Genomic DNA, 13,948 nt, shown 5'->3' with positions numbered 1-13,948 from the left:
CCGGGCCCCCGTTGTCGGGGTGGGTCGCCCGGTAGGTTCGGCGTGTGACCAACCTGACCGGCGGGTACCTCGACACGGCCTCCTCCGAGCCGCTCCACCCGGCGGCCAGAGAGACCCTGCTGGCGGCCCTGGACCAGGGGTACGGCGACCCGCGCCGCCTGCACGGCACGGGCCGGAGCGCGCGGCTGCTGCTGGACAACGCCCGCGCCGTGGTCGCGGAGTGCCTCGGGGTCCGTCCCGCCGAGGTGACCTTCACCGCGTCCGGCACCGACGCCGTCCATCGCGGCCTGCTCGGGCTGCTGGCTGCGCGCTCGCGCGTGGGGCGGCAGTCGCTGGTCAGCGCCGTGGAGCACTCCTCGGTCTTCCACGCGCTGCGCTGGGCGGGGGTGCCGCTGGGCACCCTGCCGGTCGACCGCACCGGGCGGGTCGACCCCATGTCGGCGGGCGCCCGGGCCGAGGAGCTGCCCGGCCCGCTGGCCGTGGCCGCGGTCCAGCACGCCAACCACGAGGTGGGCACCGTGCAGCCGGTGGCCGAGATCGCGGCGGCCCTGGGCGAGGCCCCGCTGTTCGTCGACGCCTGCGCCTCCGCGGGCCGGCTGGCGCTCCCGGAGGGGTGGTCGGCACTCGCGGCGTCGGCCCACAAGTGGGGCGGCCCCGCCGGGGCGGGGGTCCTCGTGGTCCGCAAGGGCGTCCGCTGGGAGAGCCCGTTCCCGGCCGACGACCGAGGGGACGAGCGGGCCAGCGGCTTCGAGAACGTCCCCGCAGCCCTGTCCGCGGCGGCGGCGCTCCAGGCGGTCACGGCGGAGGCCGACGAGGTCGCGCGCCGCCAGCACGCGCTCATCGCCCGGGTCCGCGAGACCGTCGCGGCCACGATCCCCGACGTGGAGGTGGTGGGGGCTCCGGAGGAGCGGCTGCCGCACCTGGTGACCTTCTCCTGCCTCTACGTCGACGGGGAGGCGCTGGTCACCGAGTTGGACCGGCTCGGCTTCGGCGTGGCCAGCGGGTCGGCCTGCACCGCATCCACCCTGACGCCCAGCCATGTGCTGGAGGCGATGGGCGCCCTCTCCCACGGCAACGTGCGCCTCTCGCTGCGCCGCGACACCACCGAGGAGGAGGTCGACCGGCTCCTGGCGACGCTGCCCGGGGTGGTCGCCGAGCTCCGCTCCCGGGTGGGCATGGGATGACCCCCGCCCTGGAGCTGGACTGCCGCGGCCAGCGGTGCCCGCTGCCGATCATCGAGCTGGCCCGCCGGATCGGCGAGGTCGGCGTGGGCGAGGTCGTGGCCGTGGCCGCCACCGACGTGGCCGCGCGGCTGGACGTGCAGGCGTGGTGCCGGATGCGGGGGCAGGAGTACGTCGGCGAGGAGCCCGCCGAGGACGGCGTACCCCGCTATCTGGTGCGGCGCCTGGCGTGACGAGGCCGCCTCACGACAGGTGCGGCGCGATCGCGTCGCCGGCGGCGTCGCCGTACGCCTCGCGCACCCGGTCGACGAACCCGGCGCGGGTGAAGGTGTACTCCTGCGTGCCGACGGTCTCCACGACGTAGGCGGCCAGGGTGCACCCGACCTGCGCGGCCTGCTCGAGGTCGACCCCCCAGTGCAGCGCGGCGAGGAAGCCGGCGCGGAAGGCGTCCCCCACGCCGGTCGGCTCGACGGCGCGCACGCCCGGCACGGCGGGGATCTCCAGCGTCTCCCGGTCGCGCCCGCTGATCCGCACGCCGTCCTTGCCCAGGGTCGTGACCTGGGTGCCGACCCGCGCGCGCACCTCGTCGGGCGACCAGCCGGTCTTCTGCTCGATCATGTGCGACTCGTACTCGTTGGAGAACAGGTACGTCGCCCCGTCGATCAGGCCGCGGATCGGCTCGCCCTGGCTGAAGGCCAGCTGCTGGCTCGGGTCGGCGATGAAGGGGTACCCCCGCTGCCGGCACTCCTCGGTGTGGCGCTGCATCGCCTCGGGGTCGTCGGCGCCGACCAGCACCAGGTCCGGCTCCCCCACCCGGGCCGCGATCGGCGCGAGCTCGACGTTGCGCGCCTCGGACATGGCGCCGGCGTAGAAGGAGGCGAACTGGGCCTGCGAGGAGTCGGTCGTGCACACGAACCGGGCGGTGTGCTGGGTGCTGGAGATGTGCACGGAGCCGCAGTCGACGCCGTGCCGCTCCAGCCAGGAGCGGTAGTCGGCGAAGTCCTCCCCCGCCGCGCCCACCAGCACCGGGCGCAGCCCGAGCATGCCCAGGCCGAAGCAGATGTTCGGCGCGACGCCGCCGCGGCGGATCTCCAGGCCGTCGACCAGGAAGGACAGCGAGATCTTGTCCAGCTGCTCCACGACGAGGGAGTCGGCGAACCGGCCCTGGAAGGTCATCAGATGGTCGGTCGCGATGGAGCCGGCGATCAGCAACGACATGCGCCGAACACTACTGTTCGGTACTGCTGGGGATACCAATCGGTAGCCCCTAGCGTCGCTGACATGACCCCTCACACGCCCGGTGCGCCGTACGACGACCTGTCCGATCCCGAGCAGATGACCGCCGACTGCCGGGCCGCCGGAGACCGGCTGGACCGCGCCGCCGAGGCGGCCGTGGGCCCCTCGCCGAGCATCCGGTTCGAGGACTACCCGCGCGAGGTGCGCAAGCCGGAGATCAACGTGGACCGGGCCGCCGCGCGCCTGGCCAACGCGCTGCACCTCCACCTGGACTGAGGGCGGCCGCCGCCCCCCAGGCCTGCACGAACCACCCAGTATCCCGCGCCCCCGGTCGCGGGCTGGCCCGCCGTTACGCGGCCCGCGGCGGCGCGCCCGTCACTTACTCCGTGGTTCGTGCACGCACCTCGACCCGACGACGCCCCGTCAGCCGGTCCCGGAACGGGCCGAGGGCCCCGGAGCGGTGCTCCGGGGCCCTCGTGCGTGCGCGGGTGACGGTGAGACTCAGTGGAAGGAGTCGCCGCAGGCGCAGGAGCCGGTGGCGTTGGGGTTGTCGATCGTGAAGCCCTGCTTCTCGATGGTGTCGACGAAGTCGATCATCGCGCCGTTGAGGTAGGGGACGCTCATCCGGTCCACGACCACGGTCACGCCGTCGAAGTCGGTGGTCACGTCGCCGTCCAGGGTGCGCTCGTCGAAGAACAGCTGGTAGCGCAGGCCGCTGCAGCCGCCGGGCTGCACGGAGATGCGCAGCGCCAGGTCGTCGCGGCCCTCCTGGTCGAGGAGGCTCTGGACCTTGGCGGCAGCCACGCTGCTGAGGTTGATCTGGTCGGTACGACGCTCGGTGGCCTGCTCGGTCATCTCATCTGCTCCAGGAGTCGGGGTCTCGTCCGTTGTCTCAATGGTCGCACACCCCTGGCTATTCCGAAGGGTGCTCCGTCTCACGCCCACCGCCCCACGCCGCCCGACTCGACAAGGGAATGTCATGCAGGGGGGTCAGGCGCGCCAGCGGGGGCCGATGCGCCGGACGACGACCCGGCGGGGGTCGTCCTCGGCGACGTCGTCGTCGGACTCCACCAGCGACCCGAGCTCACCGGGGTCGTGCGAGGCCGACGGCGCGACCACGGCCTCGCCGGAGTCCGCGAGCCCCACGGCCCGCTCGATCCGCACCTCCAGGCGAGAGTCGGCGAGGCCCTCGGCCACGCCGGTACCCCACTCCACGACGGTCACCGACTCCTCCAGCGAGGCGTCCAGGTCCAGGTCGTCGAGCTCGTCGATGCCGCCCAGCCGGTAGGCGTCCACGTGCACCAGCGCCGGCCCGGAGACCAGCGAGGGGTGCACCCGGGCGATCACGAAGGTCGGCGAGGTGACGTCGCCCCGCACCCGCAGCCCGGCCCCGACGCCCTGGGTGAACGTCGTCTTCCCGGCGCCGAGCTCCCCGCTCAGCACGACCAGGTCCCCGCCGCGCAGCTCCTCGGCCAGGTGGGCGCCGAGCTCGCGCATCGCGTCGGCGTCGGGGACGTCGTACGTCGTGACCAGCGGCAGCTCGAGCTCGAGGTACGGCGAGGGCTGGCCGACCCGCCGGGAGAAGCCGTTGCCCTCCCAGAACCCGATGGTGCGCGGCAGCTCCTCGCGCGCGAGGACGCGCAGGGAGTAGGCGCCCAACGAGTGCGCGGCCTCGACCGCGGCGTCGATCAGCGCGCGGGCGACGCCGGTCCCCTGGGCCGCCGGCAGCACCCCGAAGCGCCGCAGGAACAGCACGGACCGGACCGGGGCGAGCAGCAGCGCCCCGACCGGCTCCCCGTCGGAGAGCGCCACGAACCCGCCCTGCATCGCCAGCGCGGTCCGCAGCGACTCCTCGGTCTCCAGCAGAGCGTCGGCGGGCGGGTCCAGCGGCGGCCGCGCGGAGAACGCCTCGTGCACCACGTGGTGGACGACGGCGGCGGACTCCGGTCCCACCCGGCGCACGACGACACTCATGCCTCGAGCCTCTCGAACACCCGGGCCAGCAGGTCGTCCAGCTCCTCGTTGACCTCCTCGTGCCGCTCCACCAGCACCAGGTGGCCGGCGTCCTCGACCTCCAGCAGGTCCGACCCGTGGATGCGCGAGTGCATCTTGCGGCTGTGCCCGATGGAGGTCAGCTTGTCGGAGGTCCCGCAGATGATCGAGGTGGGGACCCGGGAGAAGACCCGCAGCACGTCCCACTTGTCCAGTGCCGCGAAGCCCGGATAGAAGCCGGCCACCACGTCGAAGGGGGTGCGAGACAGGATCTCGTAGACGAAGCGCAGATAGTCCGCCGGCACCTCCCGGCTGCCGAAGGCGTAGAGGTCGGTCATGGTCAGCGCGATGTCCCGCCCGAAGCGGCGCACCTGGTCGACGGCGCGGTGGCCGAGCCGCAGCGTGCGCACGGTGCGGCCCATCACGCCCGCCCCGATCCCGGCCGGCAGCATCGGGAAGAGGATCCGGCCGGGGTCCAGCCCGCCGGCGGTGGTGGAGATGAGCCCGACGCCGATCACCTTCTCCCCGAACAGCTCGGGGAACTGCTCGGCCAGCGCCATGATCGTCATGCCGCCCATCGAGTGCCCGACGAGCACGACCGGGTCGTCGCCGGTGAGGTCCTCCAGCACCCGCTTGAGATCGCGGCCGAGCTGGTCGACCGTCTCGTGCTCCTTGTCCGACCGGCCCGAGCGCCCGTGCGAGCGGTGGTCGTAGTAGACCGCCCGCACCAGGCCGCGATAGGCGGCCCGCTGGAAGTGCCAGCAGTCCAGGTCCAGGCAGTAGCCGTGCACGAAGACGACGGTGAACGGCGGCCGCTCCGCGAGAGGAGTACGGCGCTTCCGCCCACCCTGCTTCGGCGCCTCATACTCGTCGATCTCGGCATGCAGCGGCACGCCGTCGTCGGTCAGCACGGTGATCGGCTCGGAGTGCAGCGACCCCAGCGCGACCTCGTCGCCTGCCGAGGGTCGGTGGGCCAGGCGGCGGTTGGTGACGATCTTGGCGACCCCGACGGCGGCGCCGCCGGCGACCGCGGCCCCGGCCGCGCCGGCCGCAGCGCCGATGAGCTTGCCGCGCACGCTCATGGGCGGCCCCCGCTGTCGACGTACCGCCGCGGGTAGCGCCCGCGCATCCGAGTGACGATCTCGTAGCTGATGGTGTCGCTCGCCTCCGCCCAGTCCTGCGCGGTCGGCTCGCCGCCGCGCCCGTTCCCGAAGATCACCGCCGTCTCCCCCGCCGGCGGGGTGTCGCCGCCGAGGTCGACGACGAACTGGTCCATGCACACCCGGCCGCGCATCGGCCGCCGCGCCCCGTCGACCTCCACCTCGCCGGTGGAGCTGGCGTGCCGGGGGATGCCGTCGCCGTACCCCATCGGCACCAGACCCAGGGTGGTCGGCCGCTCCGCGGTCCAGGTGGCGCCGTAGGAGACCGACTCCCCCGCCTCGATCGGCTTGACCATCGCCAGCGGCGCCTGCACGGTCATCGCCGGCTCCAGCCGGCCGGCGACGTCGGCGGGTGTCACGCCGGGCGCGGGGTCCAGGCCGTAGGACGCCAGCCCGCAGCGGACCAGGTCGAAGTGCGCCGAGGGGCGCAGCAGGGCCCCGGCGGAGTTCGCCAGATGCCGCACCTCGGGCCGCAGCCCCGCGGCCTCCGCGACCGCCAGCGCCTCCCGGAAGCGCTGCTCCTGCCGGTCGTTGGCCGGGCTGGCGGGCTCGTCGGAGCTGGACAGGTGCGACCAGATGCCGGTGATCGTGACCCGCCCGGTGCGCTCCAGCTCGGCGGCGTGCGCCACCAGGGCGGGCCAGTCCGCGAGCGTGGCACCGCCGCGGGAGAGCCCGGTGTCCACCTTGAGCTGCACCCGCGCGGGCAGCCCGGTCGCGGCGATCCGGTCCAGTTCGTCGATGGAGTACGCCGTGAGGTCGAGGTCGGCGTCGATGGCCGCGGTGGGGTCGGGGCCGGGCGCGTCCAGCCAGCACAGGATCCGGCCGGTGTCGCCGGCCTCGCGCAGGGCCATCGCCTCGGCGACCGTGGCGGTGCCGAGCCACTCCGATCCCGCCTCGCGAGCGGCCCGGGCGGACTCGACCAGGCCGTGGCCGTATCCGTCGGCCTTGACCACCGTCATCATCGCGGCGGGCGCGCACAGCTCCCGGAGGAAGGCGACGTTGCGTCGGATCGCCCCCAGATCCACCACGACCTCCGGGTGGTCGAGAGCGCCGGGGAGCATTCCCGCATCTTTTCACGCACCCCCCGCCGGCCCCGGCACCGGCCGCGGGTCAGGACGCGTCGTCGGCCAGCCCGGCCAGCACGTCCCCGAGCGCCCCCGGGAGGTCGCCCGCGGTGATCGGGCCGCCCCGGCGGCGGGACGCGACGGTCGCGGCGGCCCCGTGCAGCCAGGCTCCGACCGCGGCGGCGTCGAAGGGGTCCAGCCCCGCGGCGACCAGGGAGCCGATGAGCCCGGCCAGCACGTCGCCGGCCCCGGCGGTGGCCAGCCAGGGCACGCCGGTGGTGTTGACGTCCACCCGGCCGTCGGGGCGCGCGATGAGGGTGCGCGGCCCCTTGAGGAGCACGACGGCGTCGTACTCCTGCGCCGCCCGGCGCGCGGAGGCCAGCTGCCGCGCCTCGACCTCCTCCCGCTCGACCCCGAGCATCCGGGCGAGCTCGCCCGCGTGCGGGGTGAGTACGGCGATCCCGCCGACCGGGCGCCCGGCGTGCGCGAGCGCGTCGGCGTCGATGACGAGGGGGACGTCGTCCCCGGCGGACTCCCGCAGCGCCCGCTCCGCATCCGCGCCGCCGCCGGATCCGACCACCCACGCCTGGACCCGCCCGACACCCGGGACCACCTCCGGGTGCGCGGCGAGCACGGCGTCCCGCGCGCCTCCGGCGTAGCGGACCATCCCGGCGAACCCGGAGGAGGCGCCCGCCGTGGAGAGCACCCCGGCGCCGGGATACTGCTCGGAGCCGGTGCGCACGCCGACGACGCCGCGGGAGTACTTCTGCGCGGCGGCGTCCGGCCGGGGCAGCAGGGCGCGCACGTCGGCCGGCCCGAGGGCGCGAACCGCGGCGGGCGGCAGCTCCAGCCCGATGTCGACCAGCTCGACCGCGCCGCAGGCGGAGGCTGCGGGCTCCACGAGGTGGCAGACCTTGTAGCTGCCGAAGGTGACGGTCAGGTCGGCGGTCACGTGCGGGCCGTCGATCTCGCCGGTGTCCACGTCCACCCCGGAGGGCACGTCGACGGCGACGGTCGGGGCGTCCGGGTGCACCGCGAGAGCGTCGACCGCCTCCGGCCGGAGCCCGCCCCGGCCGCCGATGCCGACGATCCCGTCCAGGAGCACGTCCGGCGGACTGGAGTCGCGCGCCTCCACCACGCGCCCGCCGGCGGCGAGGAGCGCCGCCAGACCAGCCTCATGCGTCCGCGACGGGGCCAGCAGCACCGCCTCGACGCTCGCCCCGCGCCGGGCCAGGTGGGCGCCGGCCCAGAGGGCGTCGCCGCCGTTGTCGCCCGAGCCGGCCAGCACGAGCACCCGCGCACCGACGACGGCGCCGAGGAAGTCGGCGACGGCGTGGGCGAGCCCCACGGCGGCGCGCTGCATCAGCGCGCCCTCGGGCAGCGCGTCCAGCAGGACGGCCTCGGCGTCGCGGACCTGCGCGACGGTGTGGGCGGAGCGCATGAGCGTCAGGCTAGCGCCGGCTCAGGACTCCAGGACCACGACCGCGGACGCGATGCCGGCGTCGTGGGACAGCGAGACGTGCACGTGCCGCACCCCCTGAGCATCGGCGCTGGCCCGGACGGTCCCCCGCAGCTCGAAGCGCGGCCGGCCGCTCTCCTCCGAGACGATCTGCGCGTCGTGCCAGGCCAGCCCGGCGGGCGCGCCCAGGGCCTTGGCCAGGGCCTCCTTCGCCGCGAACCGTGCCGCCAGGGACGCCAGTCTCAGCCGGGCCTCGGCGGCGGTGAAGAGCCGGTCCCCCAGGCCCGGCGTACGCTCCAGCGACTCTCCGAAGCGCTCGATGTCGACCACGTCGATGCCGACGCCCACCACCGGCACGGCTCACTCCACCGTGACGGACTTGGCCAGGTTCCGCGGCTGGTCCACGTCGTGGCCCATCACGGTCGCGAGCTCGCAGGCGAACAGCTGGAGGGGTACGACGGCCACGACGGGCTGCAGCAGGGTGGAGACCTTCGGCAGCTCGATCAGCCGGTCGGCGTAGGGGCGCGCCGCGTCGTCGCCCTCCTCGGCGAGCGCGATCGTGTGCGCCCCGCGCGCCCGGATCTCCTGGATCGCGCTGGTCATCTTCTCGTGCAGGTGGTCGCGCCCGCGGGGCGGGACGACGCAGAAGACGGGCAGCCCGGGCTCGATCAGCGCGATCGGGCCGTGCTTGAGCTCGCCGGCGGCGAAGCCTTCGGCGTGGATGTAGGCCAGCTCCTTGAGCTTCAGCGCGCCCTCGAGCGCGATCGGGAAGCCCGCGTGCCGGCCGAGGAACAGCACGGCCCGGGTCTTCGCGTGCTCGGCGGCGAGGGCGTAGATCTCCTCGGCCTTGTCCAGCATCGCCTGCACGTGCTCGGGCATCTGCTCCAGCTCGCGCACCACGGCGGCGATCTCGTCGCCGAACTTGGTGCCCCGCACCTGCGCGAGGTAGAGCCCGAGGAGGTAGCAGGCGATCAGCTGGGTGAGGAACCCCTTGGTCGAGGCCACCCCGATCTCCGGGCCGGCGTGGGTGTAGATCACCGCGTCGGACTCGCGCGGGATGGTGGAGCCGTTGGTGTTGCAGATGGCCAGGACCCGGGCGCCCTGCTCGCGGGCGTGCCGGATCGCCATCAGGGTGTCGGCGGTCTCGCCGGACTGGCTGATCGCCACGACCAGGGTGTCGCGCGTCAGGATCGGGTCGCGGTAGCGGAACTCGTGCGCGAGCTCGACCTCGCAGGGGATCCGGGTCCAGTGCTCGATGGCGTACTTCGCGACCAGGCCGGCGTAGTTGGCGGTGCCGCAGCCGACGATGATGATCTTGTCGACGTTGCGCAGCTCATCCTCCGAGAGCCGCACCTCGTCGAGCTGCAGCCGGCCGTTCTCGTCGTGCCGGCCAAGCAGCGCGTCGGCGACCGCGCGCGGCTGCTCGAAGATCTCCTTGCGCATGAACCAGTCGTAGCCGTCCTTCTCCGCGGCGGAGAGGTCCCAGTCGACGTGGTACGGCGTCCCCTCGCTGGGGCTGCCGTCGAAGCCCGTGACCACGACGGCGTCGCGGGTCATCGTGACGACCTGGTCCTGGCCCAACTCCAGAGCGTCGCGGGTGTGCTCGATGAAGGCGGCAACGTCGGAGCCGAGGAAGTTCTCCCCCTCGCCCAGGCCGACGACCAGCGGCGAGTTGCGGCGGGCGGCCACGACCCGCTCGGGGTCCTCGGCGTCCACGGCGACCAGGGTGAAGGCGCCCTCGAGCCGCTGGCACACCTGCTGCATCGCGGTGGTGAGGTCGGCGCCGGCCAGCACCGCGCGCTCGAGCAGCTGCGCGGCGATCTCGGTGTCGGTCTCCGAGCGCAGCTCGACGCCCTCGGCCTCCAGCTCGGCGCGCAGCGGCGCGAAGTTCTCGATGATCCCGTTGTGCACGACGGCCACGCGGCCGGCGGCGCCGATGTGCGGGTGGGCGTTGGTGTCGTTGGGCGCGCCGTGGGTGGCCCAGCGGGTGTGCCCGATGCCGGTCGTGGCCTCCGGGAGGGTGTCCTCGGCGATCGCCTTCTCCAGGTTGGCCAGCTTGCCGGCGCGCTTGTCGGCGGCGATCTGCCCGTCCGCCACGAGCGCCACCCCGGCGGAGTCGTATCCGCGGTACTCCAGCCGCCGCAGGCCCTCCACGACGACGCCCTGGGCCTGCTGGTCACCGACGTACCCCACGATTCCGCACATGGGCGCCAGTCTAGGGGCGAGGGGTCTGCCGGACCGGCATTCCCGGGTGCTGCAAGAATGCCGCGCATGTCGCACTCCGGGGCGCCGGCCGAGACGTCGCCGTACGTCGAGCTCGAGCGCGACGACTGGGCGGCCCTGGCGCCCCAGATGGAGTCGCCCCTCTCCCCCGCCGAGATCGCCGCGCTGCGCGGCCTGGGCGACGAGCTGGACCTCGCGGAGGTGCAGCAGGTCTACCTGCCGCTCTCCCGGCTGCTCAGCCTGTACGTCGGGGCGAACTCGCACCTGCACCGCGCGCAGGAGGAGTTCCTCGCCCGCCCGCACCCGCCCCGGACCCCGTTCGTGATCGGCCTCGCCGGGTCGGTCGCGGTCGGGAAGTCGACCACCGCGCGCGTGCTGCAGCAGATGCTGGCGCACTGGCCCGAGCACCCGAACGTGGCGCTGGTGACCACCGACGGCTTCCTCCACCCCAACGCCGAGCTGGAGCGGCGCGGGATCCTGCACCGCAAGGGATTCCCGGAGTCCTACGACCGCCGGGCGCTGCTGCGGTTCGTCATGGACATCAAGTCCGGCAAGGACGAGGTCGAGGCGCCGACGTACTCCCATCTCGTCTACGACGTCGTCCCCGACGAGAAGATCGTGATCAGCCGGCCCGACATCCTCATCCTGGAGGGCCTCAACGTGCTCCAGCCGCCGCGGACGCGCGAGGACGGCCGGACCGGGCTGGCGCTGAGCGACCTGTTCGACTTCTCGGTGTACGTCGACGCCCGGGCCGCCGACATCCGCGAGTGGTACGTCAACCGCTTCCTGCGGCTGCGCGAGACCGCCTTCCGCGACCCGGCGTCGTACTTCTCCCGCTATGCCGCGCTCACCCACGACGAGGCGGTCGCCACGGCCACCGAGATCTGGGACAGCATCAACGGCCCGAACCTGGTGGACAACATCGCCCCCACCCGGCAGCGGGCGACCCTGGTGCTGCGCAAGGACCGCGACCACTCGGTCCGCTACGTCCGGCTCCGGAAGATCTAGCCCCTCCCCTGATGGGAGGTAGAGACCGCAGAAGAGCCCGCCGGCCCGGCGCGCCTCAGAGGGCCAGCCGCTCCCGGACGACCCCGGCGAGCCGGTCGGCGACGGCGGCGGCACGGTCGGGGGTGGGGGCCTCGACCATCACCCGGACGACCGGCTCGGTGCCCGAGGGGCGCAGGAGCACCCGGCCGGTGGTGCCGAGCTCGGCCTCCTCCCGCGCGACGGCGGCGGCCAGGTCGGCGTCGGAGCCGACCCGGGTCCGGTCGACACCGGTGACGTTGACCAGCACCTGCGGGAGCCGGGTCATCACCGCGGCGAGGTCGGCCATCGAGGAGCCGGTGACGGCCATGCGCTCCAGCACCTGGAGCGCGGTGAGCAGCCCGTCGCCGGTGGTGGCGTAGTCGCTCATGATCACGTGCCCGGACTGCTCGCCGCCGAGGGCGAAGCCGGAGCGGCGCATCTCCTCCAGGACGTAGCGGTCGCCCACGGCGGTCCGCTCCACCGTCACGCCCGCCTCGGCCATCGCCGCGGCGAAGCCCTGGTTGCTCATCACGGTGACCACGACGGTGTCCGAGGCGAGCTGGCCGCGCTCGCGCAGCGCGAGGGCGAGGATCGCGAGGATCTGGTCGCCGTCGACGACGTTGCCGTCGGCGTCCACGGCCAGGCAGCGGTCGGCGTCCCCGTCGACGGCGAAGCCCACGTCGGCGCCGTGCTCGCGGACGGCGGCCTGGAGGGGCTCCAGGTGCGTGGACCCGCAGCCCAGGTTGATGTTGAGCCCGTCGGGCGAGGAGTGGATCGCGATCACCTCGGCCCCGGCCCCGGCGAGCGCCCGGGGGCCAACCTCGAAGGCCGCCCCCTCGGCGCAGTCCAGCACCACGCGCAGGCCGGCCAGCGGCTTGGTGGTGGTGGCGATGAGGTGGGCGGCGTACTCCTCGACGGCGGAGGGGTACGTCGAGACCCGGCCGACGTCGCCGCCGACGGGCCGCTGCCACGCCTCCCCCATCCGGGCCTCGATGGAGCGCTCCAGCGCGTCGTCGAGCTTGTGCCCGCCGCGGGAGAGGAACTTGATCCCGTTGTCGGGCATCGGGTTGTGCGAGGCGGACAGCACGACGCCGAGGTCGGCGCCGAGCGCGCTGGTCAGGTGCGCGACGCCGGGGGTGGGCAGCACCCCGAGCAGGAGTACGTCGACCCCGGCCGAGGCGAGGCCGGCCACGACCGCCGCCTCGAGGAAGTGCCCCGAGACGCGGGTGTCGCGACCGACCACCGCCAGCGGTCGGGGTCGCTCGAAGTCGCCGCGCTCCACCAGGACGTGGGCAGCGGCCACGGAGAGGTCCAGGGCCAGCTCGGCCGTCAGCAGGCCGTTCGCCAGGCCCCGGACCCCGTCCGTGCCGAAGAGTCGCTCCGCCACAGGAGGCTCGCGAGTCCCGCGGGTCAGCGCTTGCTGAACTGCGGCGCCTTGCGGGCCTTCTTCAGACCGGCCTTCTTGCGCTCGATCGCGCGCGAGTCGCGGGTGAGCAGCCCGGCCTTCTTCAGCGAGGCACGGTTGGCCTCGGTGTCGACCGCGTTCAGCGCGCGGGCGACGCCCAGGCGCAGCGCGCCGGCCTGGCCGGTGATGCCGCCGCCGTCGATCCGGGCGACCACGTCGAAGCGGCCCTCCATCCCGGTGGTGACGAACGGCTCGTTGACGACCTGCTGGTGCAGCTTGTTCGGGAAGTAGGAGTCCAGCGTGCGGCCGTTGACCCGCCAGGCGCCCGTGCCGGGCACGATGCGGACGCGGGCGACGGCCTCCTTGCGGCGGCCGGTGGCCGACGCGGGGGCGACGTTGGCGACGCGGGACTCCGCGGCGGGGGCGGACTCGGAGGAGTAGGCGACGCCCTCCTCGTTGACCTCGAAGGTCTCCTCGACCTCGGTACCGGTGTTCTCAGTCATGTGTCTGGTTCCTCGATCGCTTTACTGGGAGACCTGGGTGATCTCGAACGGCGTGGCCTGCTGGGCCTGGTGCGGGTGCTCGGGGCCGGAGTAGACCTTGAGCTTCTTCAGCATCTGCCGGCCGAGCTTGTTCTTCGGGAGCATCCCCCAGACGGCCTTCTCGATGACCTTGCGAGCGTCCTTGTCCAGCAGCTCGCCGACCGGGGTGGCCGAGAGGCCGCCCGGGTAGCCGGAGTGCCGGTAGGCCAGCTTGTCGGTGGCCTTGTGGCCGGACAGCGCGACCTTCTCCGCGTTGACGACGATGACGAAGTCACCGGTGTCGACGTGCGGGGCGAAGATCGGCTTGTGCTTGCCGCGCAGGAGGTTGGCGGTCTGGACCGCAAGGCGGCCGAGGACCACGTCGGTGGCGTCGATGACGTGCCACTCGCGCTGGATGTCAGCGGGCTTGGGGCTGTACGTGCGCACAGTTCTGCCTTGTCTCGTTCGTCGGGCCCGGGCAGGAGGCCCCTGCCGGGTGGTGGTGCTGCGACTTCTGACGAACACTGCCCGGCTCCGCGCGGGAGCGGTCCGGGTCTGCACCCTCGGCACCGGACAGGCATCCGGGCACACGCGGAGGGCGCGGCAGGAGTCGCAAGGGGGAACTCTACCGTCGCAGGGGTACGGCGGCCAATCGCCGCCCCGGTTGGTCCGCCGTACCAG

At 73.9% G+C, this 13,948-nt stretch carries 15 protein-coding genes; 4 read left to right on the top strand and 11 right to left on the bottom strand.

What is annotated here, in order from left to right; translation table 11 throughout:
• The first annotated feature begins 44 nt into the window (after positions 1–44).
• Complete coding sequence (locus K8W59_RS05465) at positions 45–1,184, top strand: cysteine desulfurase family protein (RefSeq protein ID WP_223397806.1); 1,140 nt, start codon at positions 45–47, stop codon at positions 1,182–1,184.
• Positions 1,181–1,414 carry a sulfurtransferase TusA family protein gene (locus K8W59_RS05460; protein WP_223397805.1) on the top strand — a complete coding sequence of 78 codons (234 nt, stop codon included), beginning with the start codon at positions 1,181–1,183 and terminating at the stop codon, positions 1,412–1,414. Before K8W59_RS05465 ends, K8W59_RS05460 begins: the two co-directional genes overlap by 4 nt.
• A 10-nt stretch (positions 1,415–1,424) precedes the next feature.
• Here K8W59_RS05460 and K8W59_RS05455 read toward each other — a convergent pair whose 3' ends face one another.
• Positions 1,425–2,399, bottom strand: a complete 975-nt coding sequence (locus K8W59_RS05455; RefSeq protein ID WP_223397804.1) for a carbohydrate kinase family protein — start codon at positions 2,397–2,399, stop codon at positions 1,425–1,427.
• Between the two features lie 63 nt (positions 2,400–2,462).
• Between K8W59_RS05455 and K8W59_RS05450 the strand changes: the two genes are divergently transcribed.
• On the top strand, positions 2,463–2,693 hold the full coding sequence (locus K8W59_RS05450; RefSeq protein WP_223397803.1) for a hypothetical protein: 231 nt from the start codon (positions 2,463–2,465) through the stop codon (positions 2,691–2,693).
• A gap of 225 nt (positions 2,694–2,918) precedes the next feature.
• On the opposite strand, the gene erpA is transcribed toward K8W59_RS05450, so the two are convergent.
• The 7 genes from erpA to glmS all read right to left on the bottom strand — a co-directional run bounded on the left by erpA (position 2,919) and on the right by glmS (position 10,297).
• Entirely contained in the window at positions 2,919–3,272 is a 354-nt protein-coding gene (gene erpA, locus K8W59_RS05445) for an iron-sulfur cluster insertion protein ErpA (protein ID WP_223397802.1), read from the bottom strand.
• A 135-nt stretch (positions 3,273–3,407) separates the two neighbouring features.
• Positions 3,408–4,391: a tRNA (adenosine(37)-N6)-threonylcarbamoyltransferase complex ATPase subunit type 1 TsaE gene (tsaE, locus tag K8W59_RS05440; protein ID WP_223397801.1), complete on the bottom strand. Its 984-nt coding sequence runs from the start codon at positions 4,389–4,391 to the stop codon at positions 3,408–3,410.
• Positions 4,388–5,491 carry an alpha/beta fold hydrolase gene (locus K8W59_RS05435; RefSeq protein ID WP_223397800.1) on the bottom strand — a complete coding sequence of 368 codons (1,104 nt, stop codon included), beginning with the start codon at positions 5,489–5,491 and terminating at the stop codon, positions 4,388–4,390. Before K8W59_RS05435 ends, tsaE begins: the two co-directional genes overlap by 4 nt.
• On the bottom strand, positions 5,488–6,630 hold the full coding sequence (alr, locus tag K8W59_RS05430; RefSeq protein WP_223397799.1) for an alanine racemase: 1,143 nt from the start codon (positions 6,628–6,630) through the stop codon (positions 5,488–5,490). Before alr ends, K8W59_RS05435 begins: the two co-directional genes overlap by 4 nt.
• A gap of 49 nt (positions 6,631–6,679) precedes the next feature.
• On the bottom strand, positions 6,680–8,074 hold the full coding sequence (locus K8W59_RS05425; RefSeq protein WP_223397798.1) for an NAD(P)H-hydrate dehydratase: 1,395 nt from the start codon (positions 8,072–8,074) through the stop codon (positions 6,680–6,682).
• 21 nt (positions 8,075–8,095) lie between these two features.
• Complete coding sequence (locus K8W59_RS05420) at positions 8,096–8,449, bottom strand: holo-ACP synthase (protein WP_223397797.1); 354 nt, start codon at positions 8,447–8,449, stop codon at positions 8,096–8,098.
• Between the two features lie 3 nt (positions 8,450–8,452).
• Positions 8,453–10,297, bottom strand: coding sequence for a glutamine--fructose-6-phosphate transaminase (isomerizing) (gene glmS, locus K8W59_RS05415; RefSeq protein WP_223397796.1), 1,845 nt, complete (start codon positions 10,295–10,297; stop codon positions 8,453–8,455).
• A 66-nt stretch (positions 10,298–10,363) separates the two neighbouring features.
• Here glmS and coaA point away from each other — a divergent pair, with 66 nt between their 5' ends.
• Positions 10,364–11,323, top strand: a complete 960-nt coding sequence (coaA, locus tag K8W59_RS05410) for a type I pantothenate kinase (protein ID WP_223397795.1) — start codon at positions 10,364–10,366, stop codon at positions 11,321–11,323.
• A gap of 55 nt (positions 11,324–11,378) precedes the next feature.
• On the opposite strand, the gene glmM is transcribed toward coaA, so the two are convergent.
• From glmM to rplM, 3 genes are read right to left on the bottom strand one after another with little or no spacing between them, the layout of a single operon-like run.
• Complete coding sequence (gene glmM / locus K8W59_RS05405; protein ID WP_223397794.1) at positions 11,379–12,728, bottom strand: phosphoglucosamine mutase; 1,350 nt, start codon at positions 12,726–12,728, stop codon at positions 11,379–11,381.
• Positions 12,729–12,751: 23 nt separating this feature from the next.
• Positions 12,752–13,249 carry a 30S ribosomal protein S9 gene (rpsI, locus tag K8W59_RS05400; protein WP_223397793.1) on the bottom strand — a complete coding sequence of 166 codons (498 nt, stop codon included), beginning with the start codon at positions 13,247–13,249 and terminating at the stop codon, positions 12,752–12,754.
• A 21-nt stretch (positions 13,250–13,270) separates the two neighbouring features.
• Positions 13,271–13,714 carry a 50S ribosomal protein L13 gene (gene rplM, locus K8W59_RS05395; protein WP_223397792.1) on the bottom strand — a complete coding sequence of 148 codons (444 nt, stop codon included), beginning with the start codon at positions 13,712–13,714 and terminating at the stop codon, positions 13,271–13,273.
• Positions 13,715–13,948 lie beyond the last annotated feature (234 nt).

Origin of the sequence: Nocardioides rotundus (genome assembly GCF_019931675.1) — a bacterium.
GTDB lineage: Bacteria > Actinomycetota > Actinomycetes > Propionibacteriales > Nocardioidaceae > Nocardioides > Nocardioides rotundus.
This window is presented reverse-complemented; position numbering and strand designations above follow the sequence as displayed.

Bases quoted from the DNA above. Each gene is read 5' to 3' on its own strand.
- tsaE (WP_223397801.1), bottom strand. From the start codon at position 4,391: ATGAGTGTCGTCGTGCGCCGGGTGGGACCGGAGTCCGCCGCCGTCGTC.
- K8W59_RS05460 (WP_223397805.1), top strand. From the start codon at position 1,181: ATGACCCCCGCCCTGGAGCTGGACTGCCGCGGCCAGCGGTGCCCGCTG.
- K8W59_RS05435 (WP_223397800.1), bottom strand. From the start codon at position 5,491: ATGAGCGTGCGCGGCAAGCTCATCGGCGCTGCGGCCGGCGCGGCCGGG.
- K8W59_RS05450 (WP_223397803.1), top strand. From the start codon at position 2,463: ATGACCCCTCACACGCCCGGTGCGCCGTACGACGACCTGTCCGATCCC.
- K8W59_RS05425 (WP_223397798.1), bottom strand. From the start codon at position 8,074: ATGCGCTCCGCCCACACCGTCGCGCAGGTCCGCGACGCCGAGGCCGTC.
- rpsI (WP_223397793.1), bottom strand. From the start codon at position 13,249: ATGACTGAGAACACCGGTACCGAGGTCGAGGAGACCTTCGAGGTCAAC.
- K8W59_RS05455 (WP_223397804.1), bottom strand. From the start codon at position 2,399: ATGTCGTTGCTGATCGCCGGCTCCATCGCGACCGACCATCTGATGACC.
- coaA (WP_223397795.1), top strand. From the start codon at position 10,364: ATGTCGCACTCCGGGGCGCCGGCCGAGACGTCGCCGTACGTCGAGCTC.
- alr (WP_223397799.1), bottom strand. From the start codon at position 6,630: ATGCTCCCCGGCGCTCTCGACCACCCGGAGGTCGTGGTGGATCTGGGG.
- glmS (WP_223397796.1), bottom strand. From the start codon at position 10,297: ATGTGCGGAATCGTGGGGTACGTCGGTGACCAGCAGGCCCAGGGCGTC.
- erpA (WP_223397802.1), bottom strand. From the start codon at position 3,272: ATGACCGAGCAGGCCACCGAGCGTCGTACCGACCAGATCAACCTCAGC.